Origin of the sequence: Leifsonia sp. TF02-11 (assembly GCF_017565305.1) — a bacterium.
In the GTDB taxonomy this organism is placed as follows: domain Bacteria; phylum Actinomycetota; class Actinomycetes; order Actinomycetales; family Microbacteriaceae; genus Leifsonia.
Map to the genome: position 1 here is coordinate 1 of NZ_JAGEKP010000020.1, position 18,983 is coordinate 18,983.

The following is an 18,983-nucleotide window of genomic DNA, read 5'->3' on the forward strand; positions in this document are numbered from 1 at the left end:
AACGGCATCGCGCTCGGCGCCATCGCCGCGATCGTCGTCTACCACGTCATGAACAGCATCGCCCGCGTCCGCGGCACGGACTGAGCGCTGCCGCGGTGTCCGCGAGGGGCAGGCTGAGCCCGTGCCAGAAACGGGCGCGGCCACGCGCCGAGGGCGAGCACGGCGAGCACGGTCTGCAGGAGACCCGTCGCGAAGTAGATCCCGTGCAGCGGCGACCAGACGAGCATTATGGCGATCTCGACGAAGATCCAGATCATCATCACCAGCCCCGCGGCGGCGTGCATGCCCCAGGCGAGGCGGTAGCGGCGGTACTGGACGACGAGCGCGAGCGCTTGGACGCCGCCGACCACCACACCGAGGATCACGCCAGGCCAGAGGTACGAGTCGAAGACGCTGCCGTGCAGCCACTCCAGCGGGATGCCCATGCCGCCGAAGACGGTGAGGCCGACCATCCCGACGACTGCGGAGACCAGGTTGAACCAGGCCACGATCGCCAGGGCGATGCGGAGGCCGCGGAGCGGCCGCGACAGTTGCTCGGGGCTCGTCACACCCACATTCTGCACGCCGAGGGGCACGTTGTTGTCCCTTTCGGCCGCCGAAAGGGACAACAACGTGCCCTTCGAAGCCCCGGCTCAGGCGTGGAAGTACGGGATGATCAGGTACAGCCCGTAGAGGACGCCGAGGCCGCACAGCACGAAGCAGGCGTAGGCGCCGGCGAGCGCGGCGCGCTTCTGGCCGTCGCCGAGCGGGTTCTTGCGGCGCGCCTTGTCGGCCTTCTTCTGCGCCTTGGCCGCCTCCTCCGGTGTGATCACCGTGATCGCGTCGGTGAACTCCGCCGGCTCGACGAACAGCGCGCGACCGGCGACCGCGAGCAGCCGGGTGCCGAGCGCGTAGAAGCCGACGATGACGCAGGCGCCGATCAGGGACGCCGCGAAGACGACGACGAACGACAGGAACGCGCTCATGCGGACTCCTTCCTGTCGCGCTCGCGCTTGAGCGGCTTGACCTTCTTGATCTTCACGACCCGGCCGGAGGCCGCGACGTCGCTCTGACCCTGAACGGGCGCCACGGCGTTGGCGCTGGACACCTGGTTGCGGCGCGAACGCCAGAAGATGAAGACGACGACGGCGATGCCGACGATCGTGTCGAACGCGATGCCGACCGGCCCGAGCGCTGCGATCAGGGCGGCAGCGGCTCCGACGATCGCCGCGGACGGCAGGGTGAGCACCCAGCCGATGGCGATGCGACCCGCCGTGCCCCAACGGACCGACGACCCCCGCCGGCCGAGACCGGAGCCGATCACCGATCCGGAGGCGACCTGCGTCGTCGAGAGGGCGAAGCCGAGGTGGCTGGAGGCCAGGATGGTCGCGGCGGTGCTGGTCTCCGCGGCGAAGCCCTGCGCGGGCTTGACCTCGGTGAGCCCGCGGCCGAGCGTGCGGATGATCCGCCAGCCGCCCGAGTAGGTGCCGATCGCGATCGCGAGCGCGCACGAGACGACGACCCAGAACGGCGGCCCGCTGCCCGCCGGGAGCAGGTTCGCAGAGATCAGCAGCAGGGTGATGACGCCCATCGTCTTCTGCGCGTCGTTCGTGCCGTGCGCGAGGGCGACCAGGGACGACGAGAAGATCTGACCGTAGCGGAAGCCTCCTCGCCCGTCGGGCCGGCCGTCGTAGCGGCGCGTGATCCAGTACGCGAGCTTCGTCGCCGCGTACGCGACGACGCCGGCCGTGAACGGCGCGATGACGGCCGGCAGCACGACCTTCTCGAGAACGACGAAGAAGTTCACGGAGTCGATGCCGGCTCCCACGATCGCCGCGCCGATGAGACCGCCGAACAGCGCGTGGCTCGACGACGACGGCAGGCCGTAGAGCCAGGTGACCATGTTCCAGACGATCGCGCCGACCAGGCCGGCGAAGATCAGCTCCGGCGAGATGAGGACGCCGCCCGGTCCTTCGTTGATGATGCCGCCCGAGATGGTCTTGGCCACCTCGGTGGAGAGGAAGGCGCCGACCAGGTTCAGGATCGCGGCGAGCGCGACCGCGACCTTCGGTCGCATGGCTCCCGTGGCGATCGGGGTCGCCATCGCGTTCGCGGTGTCGTGGAACCCGTTGGTGAAGTCGAAGAAGAGGGCCAGCGCGATGACCAGCACGATGATGAGGGTGAGATCCACCGGTTTCTTTCTCGTGTGGAGACGGACCGCCGACAAAAGTTCATCGGAGGTTCATGCGGAGTGCCTGGCGCCGCGAGAGGCGACCGTGTAGATGCTCGCACGCGCGTCTCGCGTGCGTCAAACCGTCACAACCGGTCGACGCCCGTCACCCGGATGACCGCGGCGCCCGTGCGCGCCGAGTCGGCCAGCAGCACCTCGGCGGCGATCCCCCAGTCGTGGTCGCCCGCCGGGTCCGCGAGGATCTGGCGCACCCGCCAGAGACCCTCCGACTCGGCGGGGCTCTCGTCGACGACGATCATCGCCGCGGCTCGTGCCGAGGCGTCGGTGAGGATCTCGTCGTGCTCGGCGTAATACGCCTCCAGCGCCGCGTCCCACTGCAGTTCGGTGAACGACGGGGCCGGCGCCTCCGCGAGCGCCGCCGCCTCGTTCTCGAGGGCGCCGAGCTCCTGCACGCGGTCGAGCGCGGCGAGCTGCACCCGGCGGAACAGCTCGTTGCGCACGAGCACGAAGAACGCGCGGCGGTTGGCCGTGACCGTGCGGGGCGCGGGAGGCGCGAGCTCGCCCGATTCGGCGGCGTGCCTGGCCGCGTCGGGGTGCACCAGCTCCTCCCACTCGTCCAGGAGGCTGGAGTCGACCTGGCGGACCAGCTCGCCGATCCACTCGACGATGTCGCGCAGCTCCTCGGTGCGCAGGTCGAGCGGAACGGTCTGGTTGAGGGCGCGGTAGGCGTCGGAGAGGTAGCGCAGCACGACGCCCTCCGACCGCGCGAGCTTGTAGAAGGAAATGAACTCGCCGAAGGTCATCGCGCGCTCGTACAGGTCGCGGACCACGGACTTGGGGCTGAGCTCGAAGTCGGCGACCCAGGGCTGGCTGGAGGCGTACGTGGCGAAGGCCTCGTGCAGCAGCTCGTCGTGGGGCTTGGGATGCGTCACCGTCTCGAGCGCCTCCATGCGCTCGTCGTACTCGATCCCCTCGGCCTTCATCGCCGCGACGGCCTCGCCGCGCGCCTGGAACTGCTGTGCGGAGAGCACCGGCCTCGGGTCGTCGAGCGTGGCCTCCACGACCGAGACGATGTCGAGGGCGTACGTGGGCGACTCCGCGTCGAATAGCTCGAACGCGGCGAGCGCGAACGGCGACAGCGGCTGGTTGAGGGCGAAGTTGGGCTGGAGGTCGACCGTCAGCCGGATCTCGCCGTCGACGACCTCCACGACTCCGGCGGTCAGGAGCGAGCGGTAGAGCCCGAGCGCGCGGCGGGCGAGGGCCAGCTGCCGTTTCCAGGACTCGTGGTTGTCGAACACCAGGTCGTGCACGTGGCGGAAGACGTCGCCGCCGCGGCCGATGACGTTGATGAGCATCGCGCTGGTGATCTGCATGGACGACGTCAGCGTCTCCGGCTCGGCCTCCACGAGCTTGCGGAAGGACGGCTCGCCCCACGAGACGAAGCCCTCCGGCGCCTTCTTCCGCACGATCTTGCGACGTTTCTTGGGGTCGTCTCCGGCCTTCTCGAGCGCCTTGGCGTTCTCGCTCTCGTGCTCGGGCGCCTGCACGACGACCGTTCCGGCGGTGTCATAGCCTGCGCGTCCGGCACGGCCGGCGATCTGGTGGAACTCCCGCGCGTTGAGCTGCCGCATCCGGGTGCCGTCGAACTTGGTGAGTGCCGTCAGCAGCACGGTGCGGATCGGCACGTTGATGCCGACGCCGAGCGTGTCGGTGCCGCTGATCACCCGCAGCATCCCGCGCTGGGCGAGCTGCTCGACCAGCCGTCGGTACTTGGGCAGCATCCCCGCGTGGTGCACGCCGATGCCCTGGCGCAGCAGCCGCGAGAGCGTCCGCCCGAAGGAGGTCGTGAACCGGAACGCGCCGATCGCCTCGGCGATGGCGTCGCGCTGCTCGCGGCTCGCGATCTTGGCGCTGGAGAGCGACTGGGCGCGCTCCAGGGCGGCGAGCTGCGAGAAGTGGACGATGTAGATCGGCGCCTGACCGGTGTGCAGGAGGTCTTCGACGGTGTCGTGGATCGGCGTCAGCTCGTAGTAGTAGTGCAGGGGCACCGGTCGCTCGACGCCGGTGACCGTCGCGGTCTCGAGGCCGGTGCGGCGGCTCAGGTCGGCGGCGAGCGCCGTCACATCGCCCAGCGTGGCCGACATGAGCACGAACTGCGCGCGCGACAAGATCAGCAGCGGCACCTGCCAGGCCCAGCCGCGATCGGGGTCGGAGTAGAAGTGGAACTCGTCCATGACGACCTGCCCGACAGGGGTGTCCTCCCCCTGCCGCAGCGCGAGGTTGGCGAGGATCTCGGCCGTGCAGCAGATGATCGGCGCGTCGGCGTTGACCGAGGAGTCGCCGGTCATCATCCCCACGTTCTCCGCCCCGAAGACGTCGACCAGCGCGAAGAACTTCTCGGAGACGAGCGCCTTGATCGGCGCCGTGTAGAAGCTGCGATCGCCGCGGGCGAGCGCGGCGAAGTGCGCACCGATGGCCACGAGCGACTTCCCGGTCCCGGTCGGGGTGGACAGGATGAGGTTGGCGCCGCCCGCGATCTCGATGAGCGACTCGTCCTGTGCGGGGTACAGCGTGATGCCCGTTCCCTCGGCCCAGGCCACGAACGCCTCGTACACGGCGTCTTCTCCGACGGAGCCGGGCCCGGTCCAGCCGGGGAGGTCGTCGACGCGCAGGGAGGCCATAGTGCTCAAGCCTGTCACAGGCTGCTCCGACACCCCGCAGGAACCCTCGGCGTATCCACCGGATCGGGTGCGTATCCTTCGGACATGAGAGCGTTCTGGCGGGCCGCCGCGGCCGGGGTCGCGAGCGTGGCCGCCGGCGTCGGTGCGGCGGAGATCGTCAGCGCGATCGGGGTGCAGGACGGCAGCCCGATCCTGGTCGTCGGCTCCCTGGTGATCGACCTCACGCCCGCCTGGCTCAAGAACGCAGTGATCGGGGTGTTCGGCACCGGGGACAAGACATTCCTGATCGTCTCGCTGGCGGTCGTGCTGATCGTGGGCGGGGGCCTGGCCGGCTGGGTCGAGCTGCGCAGGCCGCCCCTCGGCCGGGTGCTGATCGGCGTCGGCGGGGTCGTCGGAGCGTTCGCCGCGATCACCCGCAGCGGCGGCGGGATCGTCGATGTGCTGCCGTCGGCGCTCGCGGCCCTGGTCGGCATCCTCTTCCTCGGCTGGCTCATCGGTCTGCTGCGCGGCACAGAGCCGACGCGGGTCGCGCCGAACGGCAGCGTGTCCCGGCGCCGGTTCGTGACGGCCGCGAGCGGCACAGCGCTCGGCGGCATCCTCGCGGCCGTCGTCGGCCAGGTGGTCGCGTCGGGCTACCGTGCTGCAGCCGCGGCCCGCGCCGCGTTCCACCTCCCGAAGCCCGCCGTCGCCGCGCCTCCCGTGCCGGCCGGCGCCTCGTTCGACGTCGCGGGCCTGTCGCCGATCATCACTCCGAACGCCGACTTCTACCGCATCGACACCGCCCTGCAGATCCCCGGCATCCAGCCGCAGGACTGGCGGCTGAAGATCACCGGGATGGTCGAGACCGAGGTGGAGCTGACCTTCGCCCAGCTGCTCGCCCTCCCGCTGGAGGAGTCGATCACGACCCTCACCTGCGTCTCCAACGAGGTGGGCGGCGACCTGATCGGCAACGCCCGGTGGCTCGGCTACCCGATCCGGCATCTGCTGGCCAGGGCCAAGCCGTCGGCCGACGCCGACATGGTGCTCTCGCACAGTCAGGACGGCTGGACCGCCGGTACGCCGCTGGAGGCTCTCACCGACGGGCGCAACGCCATCCTGGCCGTCGGGATGAACGGCCAACCCCTCCCGCTCGAGCACGGCTATCCCGTGCGGATGGTGGTGCCGGGCCTCTACGGCTACGTGTCGGCGACGAAGTGGGTTGTCGAGTTGGAGGTGACCCGGTTCGACAAGGCGACGTCGTACTGGACCGACCGCGGCTGGTCGGAACGCGGGCCGGTCAAACTCGAGTCGCGCATCGACGTCCCCGCCGACGGCCGCCAGGTGAAGGCGGGGACGGTCGCCGTGGCCGGGGTCGCCTGGTCGCAGCACGTGGGCGTGAGCGCTGTCCAGGTGCAGGTCGACGGCGGCGACTGGCAGCAGGCGACGCTGGCCGACGCGATCTCCGTCGACACCTGGCGGCAGTGGAAATACGCGTGGGACGCGACGCCCGGCTCCCACACGATCAAGGTCAGGGCCACCGACGCCCGCGGGACCGTGCAGACCGCCAAGGTGCAGGACGTCGTGCCCGACGGCGCGACCGGCCTGCACACGATCAGCGTCACCGTCGCCTGATGAGCGACCGCGCGCGAGCGGACGCCTCCCAACGGCGCACGGTGCTTGACTAGGACCATGGCCTCCCCCGAACGTCCCCCCGCCCTCGTGGCGCCCGGGCCCGCCCTCCCGTCGGCGCTCCGGGCGCGGTACGCCCGCACCGAGCAGCTCCCCGGCTTCGGGGAGGCCGCGCAGCGCCGCCTGCGCGCCGCCCGGGTGCTGGTCGTCGGCGCGGGCGGCCTCGGCTCCGCCGTCCTTCCGCTGCTCGCGGGCGCGGGCTTCGGCACGATCGGGGTCGTCGACGACGACAGCGTCGAGATCAGCAACCTCCCCCGGCAGACGATCCACGGCGAGCGCGACCTCGGGCGGCCGAAGACGGCGTCGGCCGCCGACGCGATCCGCGCCATCGACGCCGGGATCGACGTGCGCGTGTTCGCCGAACGGCTCACGTCGGCGAACGCCAAGCGCATCCTGGGCGACTTCGATCTCGTCCTCGACGGCAGCGACAACTTCCCGACGCGCTACCTCGTGGACGACGCCGCCTCCCTGGCCGGCCTGCCCGTGGTCTGGGGCGCCGTGCACCGGTTCGGAGGGCAGGTGGGGCTCAGCTGGGCAGGACGCGGCCCGCACTACCGCGACCTCTTCCCCCAGCCCCCGGAGCCTGGCACGGTGCCGAGCTGCGCGGAGGCCGGCGTGCTCCCGAGCGTGTGCGGGGTGATCGGGTCGCTGATGGCGAGCGAGGCGATCAAGGTCGTGACCGGGGAGGGTGACCTCCTGCTCGGCCGCGTCGTCGTGCACGACGGGCTGCGCGGGACGTTCCGCGAGCTCGCCTACGCGGAGGATCCGGCGGCCGAGCCTGTCACGGAGTTGATCGACTACGACCTGTTCTGCGGAATCGTCGCCGAGCCGGAGCCGGTGCCCGCGGCGTCGGCGACCTCCGTCTCGCCCGGCGAGCTCGCCGCACGGCTCGCGGCCGGCGAGCCGCACACCCTCCTCGATGTGCGCGAACCCTGGGAGGCCGACATCGCCGAGCTGCCCGGCTCGCTGCTGGTGCCGCTGGACGTCGTCGTGCGCGACGCCGCCGGCGTGGCGGAGCGGCTGAGCGACGACCCGATCGTGATCATCTGCCACCACGGCGTGCGCGCGGAGACTGCGCGTCGCGCCCTCGCAGCCGTCGGCGTTCCAGGGATCGTCCTCGAGGGAGGTCTGGATGCCTGGTCGCGCGAGGTCGACCCCGGCCTCCCGCGCTACTGACCGGGCTCCCCTGCGCCGACCCGGCCCGCGCTGCCTCCCCGTCCCCTCGCCGGCGCGGGATACTGAACCCATGACCGCACAACGCAGCGTCGAGGAACACGTCGACCACGTCACCCGGCTGCTGGCGCCGCTGACCGCTGAGCCCGAACGGGAGGCCGTTCCGCTCGCCGAGGCCGCCGGCCGGGTCGCGGCGGTGGACGTGCGCTCGGAGGTCGACCTGCCGCTGTTCCGCAACTCGCAGATGGACGGCTTCGCCGTTCGCGCTGCGGACGTCGCGCACGTCCCCGTCGCGCTCGAGGTCAGCGGCGACGTCCCCGCCGGCCACGAAGTGCCGCTCGTGCTCGCCGCGGGCACCGCCATCCGCATCATGACGGGAGCGCCGGTGCCGAGCGGCGCCGATGCCATCGTGCCCGTGGAGGACACCGAGCTCGTACTCGGCAGGGACGACGATCTCGCCGGCGCTGTCGTCGAGATCCGACGGCCGCGGAAACGCGGGGAGTTCGTGCGCGAGCGCGGGAGCGACCTCCACCGCGGCGAGGTGCTGGTGCGCGCGGGAACGCGCCTGGCCCCGCGGCATCTGGCCGCGCTGGCGGCGGCCGGCGTCACGACGGTCGACGTCCGGGCACGGCTGCGGGTCGCGGTGCTCACCACCGGGTCCGAGCTCGCCACTCCGGGCGAGGGCGTACGGTTCGGCCAGGTCTTCGACGCGAACGGCGTCGCCCTCGCCGCCCTCGTCGAGGAGGCCGGCGCCGTGGTCTCGCTGCGCGCGAGCAGCGACGACGACCCGGAGGCGTTCGCGCGGGTCTTCGACGCCGCCGTCGCTGCCAGCGACCTCGTGGTGACCTCCGGGGGGATCTCGAAGGGCGCATACGAGGTCGTCCGTGAGGTGCTCCTCCCCCGCGGCGCCGAGGTCACGACCGTCGCGATGCAGCCGGGCGGCCCGCAAGCGACGGCGGTCGTCGACGGCGTGCCTGTGCTCTGCTTCCCCGGCAACCCGGTCAGCACCCAGGTGTCGTTCGCCGTCTTCCTGCGTGCAGCGCTGCGCGAAGCGGCCGGCCTCCCCGCGCTGCCGACGCGCCGCCTCCGGCTGGCGGAATCCGTGCGCTCCGTGCCGGGCAAGCGGCAGTTCCTCCGCGGCCGCGTCGGCGCCGACGGCGTCGCGCCGGTGTCCGGTCCCAGCTCGCACCTGGTGGCCGCCATGGCGAACGCGGACGTGCTCATCGACCTGCCCGCCGACGCGGAGGCCGTCGAGGCCGGCGCGGACGTGACAGTCTGGACGCTATGAGCGAGCTCACCCACCTGGACGCCGACGGCCGCGCCCGTATGGTCGACGTCGGCGCGAAACCGGAGACCGACCGGGAGGCCGTCGCGCGCGGCCGCCTCGTGACGACGCCGGAGGTGGTGCGGCTGGTCGCGGCCGACGATCTGCCCAAGGCCGACGTGCTGGCCACCGCGCGCATCGCCGGCATCACGGGCGCCAAGCGCACGAGCGACCTCATCCCGCTCTGCCACCCGCTGCCGCTGACCTCGGTGCGGGTCGATTTCACACTCGACGAGGCGGCGGGTGCCATCGAGGTGGAGGCCGTCGCCCGCACCCGCGGCCGCACCGGGGTCGAGATGGAGGCGCTGACCGCCGTCGCTGTCGCCGGACTGACCCTGCATGACATGGTGAAGGCGGTCGACCCGGCGGCGAGCATGACCGACGTGCGGCTGGTCGCCAAGAGCGGCGGCAAGCGCGGCGACTGGCGCCGGCCCGGTGAGATGGACCTCCCGGCGTCGGCCGCGATCGCTCCGCCCGCGCCTGCTCGACCCGACGACGCCGTCGTCCTCGTCGCCTCCACGCGTGCGGCAGCGGGAGCGGCGGCCGACACGACCGGCCCGGTCATCGCGGACTGGCTCGCCGGGCAGGGCCTGCGGGCCGAGGTGCGCGTCGTCGCCGACGCCGACATCGCGGGCGCCCTGCGCGCAGTGGTCGCCGAGCGACCCGGCGTCGTCATCACCACAGGAGGCACCGGGGTGTCCGCGGACGACCGGACCCCGGAGGCGACCGCCGCGGTGCTCGACCGCGAGCTCCCCGGCCTCGCCGACGCGCTGCGCGCACGCGGCGCCGCCTCCACCCCCCTCGCCGCGCTCAGTCGCGGCCTCGCCGGTGTCGCCGGCACGACCCTCGTCGTGAACCTCCCCGGTTCGCGCGGCGGGGTCGCCGACGGCCTGGCGGTACTGGAGCCCGTGCTCGCGCACCTGCTCGACCAGCTGCGCGGCGGCGACCACGACGGGGCGGCGCGATGAGTGCGGTGTTCGCGGACGTCTCCGACCGTCCCCTCGACCCGTCGACCTTGGACGCGTTCGTCTGGCGCAAGGAGGCTGGGGCGGTGGTCGCGTTCCAGGGCATCGTGCGCGATCACGACGGCGGGCGGCCCGTCGTCTCGCTCGACTACCGCGCACACCCGGAAGCCGCCGCCTTCCTGCAGGCCTGCTGCGAGGAGGTCGCCGAGCGCACCGGCCTCCGGGTCGCCGCCGTGCACCGGGTCGGCTCGCTCACCATCGGCGACCTCGCCCTCATCGCCGCCGTCGCCGCACCGCACCGCGCCGAGGCGTTCGCCGCGTGCGCAGAGCTCGTCGAGCTCATCAAGTCGCGTGTGCCGATCTGGAAACGACAGCACTTCTCCGACGGCGAGTCGGAGTGGGTCGGCCTCTGATCCTTCCTCTCGATTTCTCCGCATCTGCCGGTCTAGAGTTCTTCTCATGCCGCAGATACGGGTACGGGACGCCGCCGCGTTCTTGGGAGTGAGCGACGACACGGTGCGTCGCTGGGTCGACGCCGGTCTCCTTTCGAGCACGAAGGACGAGGGTGGGCGGACCGTCGTCGACGGACTCGAGCTCGCCAGGATGGCCAAGCAGAACGCCGTGCTCCCCGCCGACCCGGCCGGCGTCGGCCGCTCGGCCCGCAACCGGTTCGTCGGAATCGTCACCGACCTCGTCGTCGACAAGGTCATGGCTCAGGTGGAGCTGCAGTGCGGCCCGCACCGCGTCGTGTCGCTGATCAGCAGCGAGGCCGCGCGCGAGCTCGGGCTGGAGCTGGGATCGGTCGCGGTCGCGGTGGTCAAAGCCACCAACGTCATCGTCGAAACCGCGGCGGTAGCCGAATGAGCGGCATCCGCAGGAGAACGGGCAGCAGGCTCGCGATCGCCGGAGCCGCGCTCGCGGCCGTGCTGCTCGCCACGACCGGGTGCTCGGCGGACGCGTCGGCGCCCGCGGCGTCGCCGACGCCAACGAAGCACGCGATCACCGGAACGATCACGGTCTTCGCCGCGGCCTCCCTCACCAAGACGTTCACGGAGCTCGGCCGGGAGTTCGAGAAGACGAACCCGGGCAGCACCGTCACCTTCAGCTTCGCCGGGTCGTCCGACCTGGTCACGCAGCTGACCGGGGGCGCGCCGGCCGACGTCTTCGCCTCGGCGGACGATAAGAACATGAAGAAGGCCATCGGTGCGGGCGTCACCGGCGGCGATCCCGTCGATTTCGCCACCAACGTGCTCGCAATCGCCGTGCCTCCCGGAAACCCCGCGCACATCACCGCGTGGGCGGACCTCGCCAAGCCGGGCGTGAAGACGGTCGTCTGCGCTCCGCAGGTACCGTGCGGTGCCGCGACAGCCACGGTGGAGACGAACACGGGCGTGAAGCTGTCCCCGGTGAGCCAGGAGTCGTCGGTCACCGACGTGCTCGGCAAGGTCTCCTCCGGCGAGGCCGACGCCGGCGTCGTCTACGTGACCGATGTGAAGGGCGCGGGGAAGAGCGTCGACTCCGTACCGTTCCCCGAGGCGGAGGGCGTGGTCAACACCTATCCGATCGTCGCGATCAGGCAGGGACCGAACGTCACGGGGGCCGCCGCCTTCATCGCGTACGTGACGGGGCCGGAGGGCAAGAAGGTGCTCGAGGCGGCCGGCTTCGGCACGCCGTGACCCGCCGGAAGGCGGCGGACGCGTCAGCGACCGGCATCCCGGGCTGGATCCTCGTCGTCGCCGCGCTCGGGGCGCTCTTCGTCCTGCTGCCGATCGTCGCGATGGTGACCCGCGTGAACTGGCCGCAGTTCGGTGCACTCATCACCTCGCAGGAGTCGATCGACGCGCTGCTGCTGAGCCTGCGCACCTCGCTCACCGCGACCCTGGGCTGCCTCGTGCTCGGCATCCCGATGGCGATCGTGCTCGCCCGCGTGCCGTTTCGTGGCAGGGGTCTCGTCCGCGCGATCGTGCTGCTGCCGCTGGTGCTGCCGCCTGTGGTCGGCGGTCTGGCGCTGCTCGCCCTCTACGGCCGGCGCGGCCTCCTCGAGGGAGCCATCCCGATCGCGTTCTCCACCCCCGCCGTCATCATCGCGCAGACGTTCGTCGCCCTGCCGTTCCTCGTGCTGAGCCTGGAGGGGGCGCTGCGGACCACCGGCGAGCGCTACGAGGCCGTCGCCGCCACGCTCGGCGCCGGGCCGTCGTCGGTGTTGTTCCGTGTGACGCTGCCGCTCGTCGCCCCCGCGATCGTCTCCGGGGCGATCCTGTCGTTCGCCAGGGCCCTCGGCGAGTTCGGTGCCACGCTGACCTTCGCCGGCAGCCTGCAGGGGACCACGCGCACCCTTCCCCTGGAGATCTATCTGCAGCGGGAGACCGATCCCGACGCGGCGGTGGCGCTGTCGCTGGTGCTCATGGCGGTCGCGATCGCCGTCGTCGCCGTCGCCCACGGTGCCGGGGAGCCGCTGCGGCGGAGGACGACATGACGCTGCAGTTCTCCGCGCGCGTCGCCGACCGCGATGTCGACGTCGCGCTGAGCCTGGCCTCCGGCGAGACGCTCGCTCTGCTCGGGCCCAACGGGGCGGGCAAGTCGACGGTCCTCGGCGTGCTCGCCGGACTGATCCGACCCGATGACGGACGGGCGACGCTGGCCGACGACACCCTCTTCGACCTCCCGACCAGCTGGCTGGCGCCGCACCGGCGCGCGATCGCACTGCTCGCGCAGGACGCCCTGCTGTTCCCGCACCTGACCGTGCGCCGGAACGTCGAGTTCGCCCCGCGCTCGTCCGGTGTCTCGCGGGCGGCGGCCCGCGCGAAAGCCGACGAGTGGCTGGACCGCACCGGCGTCCGCCCGCTGGCCGACCGCCGGCCGGGCGACCTCTCGGGAGGGCAGGCCCAGCGGGTGGCGATCGCACGCGCGCTCGCCGCCGAACCGGAGCTGATCCTCCTCGACGAGCCACTCGCCTCGCTCGACGTCGCCGTGGCCGGCGAACTGCGCGGGATGCTGGCCGACGTGCTCTCCGGGCGCACCGCGATCGTGGTGACGCACGACGCCCTCGACGCGTACCTGCTCGCGGATCGCGTCGCCGTGCTGCACGGCGGCCGGGTCGTGGAGGAGGGCCCGACACGGGAGGTCCTCACGCATCCGCGCCACCCGTTCACCGCCGAGCTCGCCGGCCTCAGCCTCCTCACCGGAGTGCGAACGGCCGGGGGCCTGGTGACGGACGACGGCCTCGCGCTCGACGGGACGCCGACGGCGCCCATCGCGCCGGGGCGCCCGGTCACCGCGGTGGTGCGGCCGTCGGCCGTGACCCTCCGGGCGGGCGGCGGGCCGGACGGCGGTGCCGGCATCGCCGCCGCCGTGACCGCCTTGGAGCCCCGCGACGACCTCGTGCGGGTCCGCACCGACCGCCTCACCGCGCTCGTGCCCGCCGCCGTCGTCGCGGAACTGCGCCTCACCATCGGAGCCCGCGTCACGCTCACCGTGCCCCCCGCCGAGGTCCGCATCTCCCCCACTTGACGCGCCGCGCCGCGCCGCGCCGCGCACCGCCGCTCCGCACCGCTCGCTTCGCCCCGCACCGAGTTTCGTCACGAATCCCCACATTCGTGCCACGAATCACGACATTCGTCACGAATGTCGACACCCCTGAACACCGCCGGCAGGCACGCGATTCGTCACGAATCCCCACATTCGTGCCACGAATCGCCAAATTCGTCACGAAAACCACGCAGCCTGAGCTCCGCGCCAACCGAGCCTCGCCGACGGGCAGACGATTCGTCACGAATCGCGACATTCGTGGCACGAATCGCGACATTCGTCACGAATCTCACGCGGCCTGAGCCCCGCGCCAGCCGAGCCTCGCGGGCGGGCACGCGATTCGTCACGAATATCGACATTCGTGGCACGAATCGCGACATTCGTCACGAAAGTCGATGCGTCCGAGCGTCGTCGACGGGGGCGCGATTCGTCACGAATCGCGACATTCGTGGCACGAATGTGGGGATTCGTGACGAATGTGGGCGGCGGAAGCGGCGTCAGGAGCCGAGCTTCATGCCGGCGGTGGCGTAGCCGCCGTCGGGGTTCTGCGACGGGCGCGGCTCGCCGAAGGCGGGGTTCGCCTTGCCCGGGAGGCTCTGCGGCGCGACGCGGAGGCGCGCGGCGCCCACGATCGCGGCCACGCACGCCGCGAGCAGCGCCACGCCGGCGACGACGAGCGCCCAGCCGGCCGCCTCCCCTCGGGTCAGCAGCACGATCCCGAACGGCAGAACCGCCCACGCGGCAACGCCGGCGACGACCGCCGCCACCACCGATAGCCGGAATCGCGCCTTGCGGCGGTTGATGCGGTCGAACTCCTGCATGTGTGCGCTCATGGCGACCTCCCCCAGACCAGGTCGAAACCTGTTGGCCGCAGCCTAGCGTACGGTTCCGTCGATCAGCCTCCCGCGAACGGCGGAAGCACGTCCACCCGCTCGCCGATCACGGCCGCCGGGTCTCGTGAGACCACACCGTCGACCAGGAACGAGCCGTTGCGCAGCACCAGCCGCATCGCATCGCCGTAGCGGTGGGCGAGCTCCTCGCGCAGCGCTCCGACGGTCGGTTCGCCCAGCGACAGGCGCTCCTCCTCGCGCCCCGCCGCCTCCTCCGCCGCTGCGAAGTACCGCACCAGCACCGTCGTCTCAGCCACCGATCGCTCCCATGCTCCGCACCGGAGGGACGAATCCGGCGCGTTCCATCCCGTGCCCCGACTGCTTGTTCCACATCGCCCCGCGCCACCACCGGGCGATCTCGGCGTCGTCCGCGCCGCCGCGCAGCAGCGAGCGCAGGTCGGTCTCGTCGTCGCCGAACAGGCACGAGCGCACGGTGCCCTCCGCCGTGATCCTGGTGCGGTCGCACGCCGCGCAGAACGACCGCGTCACCGACGCGATGATGCCGACCGTCGACGGGCCGCCGTCCACCAGCCACTCCTCTGCCGGCGCTGACGGGTCGTCGCGGCCGACCTCAACCAGGTCGAAGCGCGTCCGGAGGACGGCCAGCAATTCTTCGGCGGAGATCATGTTCTCGCGCAGCCAGGTGTGGTCGGCGTCGAGCGGCATCTGTTCGATGAACCGCAGCCGGCAGCCGTGTTCGAGCGCCCAGGCCAGGAGGTCGGGGGCGCCGGCGAGTGTCTGGCGCATCATCACGGCGTTCAGCTTGAGCGGCGTGAGCCCCGCGTCATGCGCTGCGGCGATACCGGCGAACACGGCGGGGAGGCGGTCTCGCCGGGTCAGCTCGGCGAAGTGCTCGCGGTCGACGGTGTCGAGCGAGATGTTCACGCGGTCCAGTCCGGCCGCCACCAGCGCAGGCAACCGGTGGTCGAGGCCGATGCCGTTCGTCGTGATACTGATGTCGATCGCCGGGGCCGCCGCGCGCGTCAAGCCGATGATCTCGGCCAGGTCCGCTCGCATCAACGGCTCGCCGCCGGTGAAACGCACCTCGCGGATACCGAGGTCGTGCACGCCGATGCCGACCAGCCGCGCGATCTCCACCGGCGTCAGCAGCTCGTCGCGCGGGATGGCCGGCAGGCCCTCCTCGGGCATGCAGTACGTGCAGCGCAGCGAGCACTTCTCGGTGACGGAGACGCGGAGGTCGCGGGCCACCCGACCGTGTCGGTCGAGGAGGCCGGGCACGTCGGGGCGCCCATCCACCCGCGGCTCCCCGCTCGCGCGCGCACTGCGCGGGAGTCCGAGATTGACGGCGGCCATGCGTTCAGACTAGACCGACCGGGACATAGACCGTCGGCCGCGGCCCGCATTATGCTGCGCGCATGGGAATCATCTCGTCCGGCTTCCTCGGCCGGCGGCGAACCGAGGATCCGCGCCTCCCGCCCGGCCAGTACATCACGGAGGGTTTCCCCGTGCTGTCCGCCGGGCCGACGCCACGCATCGCGAAAGACGACTGGGCGTTCACGATCACGACGGAGAAGGGTGTCGTGCACCGGTGGAGCTGGGACGAGTTCCTCGCCCTCCCGCAGGCCGACGTCGGCACCGACATCCACTGCGTGACCAGCTGGTCGAAGCTCGGCACCTCGTGGCGCGGGGTCGCCCTCGACACCTTGTTCGAGAACGTCGACACCGACTACGAGTACACGATGGCGCACTCCTACGGCGGGTACACGACGAACGTGCCGCTGAAAGATCTGCTCGACGGCAAGGCCTGGGTCGCCCACACCTTCGACGGCGCCGACCTCGCTCCTGAGCACGGCGGCCCCGCGCGTCTGCTGGTGCCGCACCTGTACTTCTGGAAGAGCGCCAAGTGGGTCAGCGGCCTCGAGATGCTGCCGCAGGACCAGCCGGGCTTCTGGGAGCAGAACGGCTACAACATGTACGGGGACCCCTGGAAGGAAGAGCGCTACTGGTGACGACGGCGTGGCGGGTGGCCGATGTCGTGGCCGCACACGAGGAGACGGCGACGGCGCGCACCATCCGGTTGCGCATCCCGGGGCTCACCGGCCACCTGGCCGGACAGCACGTGGACATCCGGCTCACCGCGCCCGACGGCTATCAGGCGGTGCGCTCCTATTCGATCGCGTCGGCCTCCGGAGCCGGAGGGCTGGCGCCGGACGAGTTCGAGCTGACCGTGGAGGAGCTGCCCGACGGGGAGGTCTCGCCCTATCTCGTGCACGGCCTCGCGGTCGGCGACCAGCTGGAGGTCCGTGGCCCGGTCGGCGGCTGGTTCGTCTGGCGCGCGGGCGACACGGGGCCGGTGCAGCTGATCGCGGGCGGCTCCGGCGTGGTGCCGCTGATGTCGATGGCCCGGGCCCACGCCGCGGCGAACAGCGCCGCACCGTTCCGGCTGCTCTACTCGGCGCGCACGCCGATGTCGGTCTACTACCGCGACGAGCTCCTGGCGCTCGGCGAGGCGACTGCACCGCTGCGCGTCGACTACGTCTACACGCGCGAGGCGCCGCCGGACTGGCCCGTGGCGGCTGGCCGGCTGACGGCGGACGCGCTGAACGCGCTCGTGCTACCGCCCGCGGACTCCCCCGCGTTCTACCTGTGCGGGTCGACCCCGTTCGTCGAGGCCGTCTCTGGATGGCTCGTCGACGCCGGCCACGACCCGGACCGCATCCGCACCGAGCGCTACGGCGGGATCGGAGGGGCACAGTGACCGATATGGACTACCTCGACGGCAACGCGGCCGCCGGGCTCCTCTCCGAGGTGTTCTCGGCCGACATCACGTCGGCGCGCGGCAAGTGCGCCCACTGCGGCGACGTGACCGTGATCGCGCGGGCCCACGTCTACACCGACGACCACGGGATGGTGCTGCGCTGCCGGGTCTGCGGCGACGTCATCGCGATGGCGTCGGAACGCGCCGGGCGGCTGTGCCTCGACCTCCGCGGCCTCGACTGGCTCGAGCTGGAGGTCTGACTCAGCGCGAAGCGACGCCGTGCGGTGGTCCGCGCCCTCAGCACGCGGTCATCCGCTGCCCGTACAATCGTCCGGTGCCAGCCGAAACCTCCGCGAGCCTCGACCCCGACGATCTCGCGACGACCCTCCGCGTCCTCGCCCAGCTCCACGAGCTCGACCAGGAGCACCCGGACTTCATCTCGGTGCGCCGGGCGACCGCGCACATGTTCAAGGCCGTCAAGCAGGCACGGCGTCGCGAGTTGCGGGAGGCCGAGCTCGCCGCCGACCGCGCCGTGATCGCGGCGACCGCGACGGGAGCACCCGACCGCATCGACGACGAGACCCGCGGCCGCGACCTGACCTCCCCGACCACGGGCGCGACGACCGCCGGCACCCTGATCAACTCGCAGGCCTGCTACATCTGCAAGCAGCACTACACGCAGGTCGACTGGTTCTACCACCAGCTCTGCCCGTCGTGCGCCGCCTTCAGCCATGCCAAGCGCACGGCCCGCACCGACCTGTCCGGCAAGCGCGCCCTGCTCACCGGCGGTCGCGCCAAGATCGGCATGCACATCGCGCTGCGCCTGCTGCGCGACGGCGCCGACCTCACCATCACGACGCGCTTCCCGCGCGACGCGGTGCGCCGGTTCTCGCAGCTGCCGGACGCGTCGGAGTGGCTGCACCGGCTGCGCGTGGTCGGCATCGACCTCCGCGACCCCGCGCAGGTGATCGGTCTGGCCGACTCGGTGGCCTCCCGCGGCCCGCTGCACATTCTCATCAACAATGCGGCCCAGACGGTCCGCCGCTCCCCCGGCGCGTACTCGCTGCTGGCGGACGCCGAGTCGCACCCGCTGCCGGACGGTCCGCTGCCCGAGCTCGAGACGTTCGGCCACACCGCCGACCCGCACCCGCAGGCGCTGCAGGCGTCGGTCGCCGCGCATCCCCTGCTCTCGTCGGCGAACGTGCACGGCACGGTCGCCGAGCTGGTCGGCGCAGCAGCCCTGACCGCCGACGACCTGGCGTCGGCTGCGATGGCGGCCGGCTCCTCGTCGCTGGAACGCCACCACGACGGCACCGCCATCGACGCAGGCGGCCTGGTGCCCGACGTGCAGCGCGTCAACACCTGGACCAGGGCCGTCGGCGGGATCGACCCGCTCGAGCTGCTGGAGGTGCAGCTCTGCAACACGACGGCGCCGTTCATCCTCATCGACCGGCTGCGCCCGTCGCTCGCCGCCGCCGGCCGCTCCTACGTCGTCAACGTCTCCGCGATGGAGGGCGTCTTCGGCCGCCGCTACAAGGGCGCGGGACACCCCCACACCAACATGGCCAAGGCGGCGCTCAACATGCTCACGCGCACGAGCGCCCAGGAGATGTTCGACACCGACAACATCCTGATGACGAGCGTCGACACCGGCTGGATCACCGACGAGCGTCCCCACTACACGAAGGTGCGTCTCGCCGAGGAGGGCTTCCACGCCCCGCTCGACCTCGTCGACGGCGCCGCCCGCGTCTACGACCCGATCGTCCGCGGCGAGGCCGGCGAAGACCTGCAGGGCGTGTTCCTGAAGGACTACGCGCCGTCGGCGTGGTGAGGGAGCGGCTCCTGCCGCTGTGAGAACTCTCACT

The 18,983-nt window shown here is 71.9% G+C and carries 20 protein-coding genes; 13 read left to right on the forward strand and 7 right to left on the reverse strand.

What is annotated here, in order from left to right; all coding sequences use genetic code 11:
* Nucleotides 1–38: 38 nt before the first annotated feature.
* The 4 genes from JNB50_RS19790 to JNB50_RS19805 all read right to left on the reverse strand — a co-directional run bounded on the left by JNB50_RS19790 (nucleotide 39) and on the right by JNB50_RS19805 (nucleotide 4,851).
* The gene (locus tag JNB50_RS19790; RefSeq protein ID WP_307794810.1) at nucleotides 39–548 is read right to left on the reverse strand and encodes a hypothetical protein; all 510 of its coding nucleotides are present in this window, start codon (nucleotides 546–548) and stop codon (nucleotides 39–41) included.
* 84 nt (nucleotides 549–632) lie between these two features.
* On the reverse strand, nucleotides 633–965 hold the full coding sequence (locus JNB50_RS19795) for a peptidase (RefSeq protein WP_208041869.1): 333 nt from the start codon (nucleotides 963–965) through the stop codon (nucleotides 633–635).
* On the reverse strand, nucleotides 962–2,170 hold the full coding sequence (locus JNB50_RS19800) for an inorganic phosphate transporter (RefSeq protein WP_208041870.1): 1,209 nt from the start codon (nucleotides 2,168–2,170) through the stop codon (nucleotides 962–964). Before JNB50_RS19800 ends, JNB50_RS19795 begins: the two co-directional genes overlap by 4 nt.
* 125 nt (nucleotides 2,171–2,295) lie before the next feature.
* Entirely contained in the window at nucleotides 2,296–4,851 is a 2,556-nt protein-coding gene (locus JNB50_RS19805) for an RNA helicase (RefSeq protein ID WP_208041871.1), read from the reverse strand.
* Nucleotides 4,852–4,935: 84 nt separating this feature from the next.
* On the opposite strand from JNB50_RS19805, the gene JNB50_RS19810 reads away from it, so the two are divergent.
* From JNB50_RS19810 to JNB50_RS19850, 9 genes are all read left to right on the forward strand, one after another.
* Complete coding sequence (locus tag JNB50_RS19810; RefSeq protein WP_208041872.1) at nucleotides 4,936–6,462, forward strand: molybdopterin-dependent oxidoreductase; 1,527 nt, start codon at nucleotides 4,936–4,938, stop codon at nucleotides 6,460–6,462.
* Nucleotides 6,463–6,519: 57 nt separating this feature from the next.
* Nucleotides 6,520–7,695 carry a ThiF family adenylyltransferase gene (locus JNB50_RS19815; protein ID WP_208041873.1) on the forward strand — a complete coding sequence of 392 codons (1,176 nt, stop codon included), beginning with the start codon at nucleotides 6,520–6,522 and terminating at the stop codon, nucleotides 7,693–7,695.
* Nucleotides 7,696–7,765: 70 nt separating this feature from the next.
* On the forward strand, nucleotides 7,766–8,980 hold the full coding sequence (glp, locus tag JNB50_RS19820; protein ID WP_208041874.1) for a gephyrin-like molybdotransferase Glp: 1,215 nt from the start codon (nucleotides 7,766–7,768) through the stop codon (nucleotides 8,978–8,980).
* Nucleotides 8,977–9,984: a bifunctional molybdenum cofactor biosynthesis protein MoaC/MoaB gene (gene moaCB / locus JNB50_RS19825; RefSeq protein ID WP_208041875.1), complete on the forward strand. Its 1,008-nt coding sequence runs from the start codon at nucleotides 8,977–8,979 to the stop codon at nucleotides 9,982–9,984. The genes glp and moaCB overlap by 4 nt, the downstream gene beginning before the upstream one ends.
* A complete protein-coding gene (locus JNB50_RS19830) occupies nucleotides 9,981–10,394 on the forward strand; it encodes a molybdenum cofactor biosynthesis protein MoaE (protein WP_208041876.1) in 414 nt (137 codons plus the stop codon). The genes moaCB and JNB50_RS19830 overlap by 4 nt, the downstream gene beginning before the upstream one ends.
* A gap of 46 nt (nucleotides 10,395–10,440) precedes the next feature.
* Complete coding sequence (locus tag JNB50_RS19835; protein ID WP_208041877.1) at nucleotides 10,441–10,845, forward strand: molybdopterin-binding protein; 405 nt, start codon at nucleotides 10,441–10,443, stop codon at nucleotides 10,843–10,845.
* The gene (modA, locus tag JNB50_RS19840; protein WP_208041878.1) at nucleotides 10,842–11,657 is read left to right on the forward strand and encodes a molybdate ABC transporter substrate-binding protein; all 816 of its coding nucleotides are present in this window, start codon (nucleotides 10,842–10,844) and stop codon (nucleotides 11,655–11,657) included. The genes JNB50_RS19835 and modA overlap by 4 nt, the downstream gene beginning before the upstream one ends.
* The gene (locus JNB50_RS19845; RefSeq protein WP_208041879.1) at nucleotides 11,654–12,457 is read left to right on the forward strand and encodes an ABC transporter permease; all 804 of its coding nucleotides are present in this window, start codon (nucleotides 11,654–11,656) and stop codon (nucleotides 12,455–12,457) included. Before modA ends, JNB50_RS19845 begins: the two co-directional genes overlap by 4 nt.
* Nucleotides 12,454–13,491, forward strand: a complete 1,038-nt coding sequence (locus JNB50_RS19850; protein WP_208041880.1) for a sulfate/molybdate ABC transporter ATP-binding protein — start codon at nucleotides 12,454–12,456, stop codon at nucleotides 13,489–13,491. The genes JNB50_RS19845 and JNB50_RS19850 overlap by 4 nt, the downstream gene beginning before the upstream one ends.
* 515 nt (nucleotides 13,492–14,006) lie before the next feature.
* Here JNB50_RS19850 and JNB50_RS19855 read toward each other — a convergent pair.
* The 3 genes from JNB50_RS19855 to moaA all read right to left on the reverse strand — a co-directional run bounded on the left by JNB50_RS19855 (nucleotide 14,007) and on the right by moaA (nucleotide 15,713).
* Nucleotides 14,007–14,342: a hypothetical protein gene (locus JNB50_RS19855; protein ID WP_208041881.1), complete on the reverse strand. Its 336-nt coding sequence runs from the start codon at nucleotides 14,340–14,342 to the stop codon at nucleotides 14,007–14,009.
* A gap of 62 nt (nucleotides 14,343–14,404) precedes the next feature.
* Nucleotides 14,405–14,656 (reverse strand): MoaD/ThiS family protein, encoded by a 252-nt coding sequence (locus JNB50_RS19860; protein ID WP_208041882.1) that lies wholly within the window; start codon nucleotides 14,654–14,656, stop codon nucleotides 14,405–14,407.
* A complete protein-coding gene (gene moaA / locus JNB50_RS19865; RefSeq protein ID WP_208041883.1) occupies nucleotides 14,649–15,713 on the reverse strand; it encodes a GTP 3',8-cyclase MoaA in 1,065 nt (354 codons plus the stop codon). Before moaA ends, JNB50_RS19860 begins: the two co-directional genes overlap by 8 nt.
* Nucleotides 15,714–15,775: 62 nt before the next feature.
* Between moaA and JNB50_RS19870 the strand changes: the two genes are divergently transcribed.
* The 4 genes from JNB50_RS19870 to JNB50_RS19885 all read left to right on the forward strand — a co-directional run bounded on the left by JNB50_RS19870 (nucleotide 15,776) and on the right by JNB50_RS19885 (nucleotide 18,949).
* Nucleotides 15,776–16,369, forward strand: a complete 594-nt coding sequence (locus JNB50_RS19870) for a sulfite oxidase-like oxidoreductase (RefSeq protein ID WP_208041884.1) — start codon at nucleotides 15,776–15,778, stop codon at nucleotides 16,367–16,369.
* Nucleotides 16,366–17,118 (forward strand): ferredoxin reductase, encoded by a 753-nt coding sequence (locus JNB50_RS19875; protein WP_307794811.1) that lies wholly within the window; start codon nucleotides 16,366–16,368, stop codon nucleotides 17,116–17,118. Before JNB50_RS19870 ends, JNB50_RS19875 begins: the two co-directional genes overlap by 4 nt.
* Nucleotides 17,119–17,123: 5 nt before the next feature.
* A complete protein-coding gene (locus JNB50_RS19880; RefSeq protein WP_243768747.1) occupies nucleotides 17,124–17,378 on the forward strand; it encodes a DUF6510 family protein in 255 nt (84 codons plus the stop codon).
* 74 nt (nucleotides 17,379–17,452) lie between these two features.
* The gene (locus JNB50_RS19885) at nucleotides 17,453–18,949 is read left to right on the forward strand and encodes an SDR family NAD(P)-dependent oxidoreductase (protein WP_208041886.1); all 1,497 of its coding nucleotides are present in this window, start codon (nucleotides 17,453–17,455) and stop codon (nucleotides 18,947–18,949) included.
* Nucleotides 18,950–18,983: the final 34 nt, after the last annotated feature.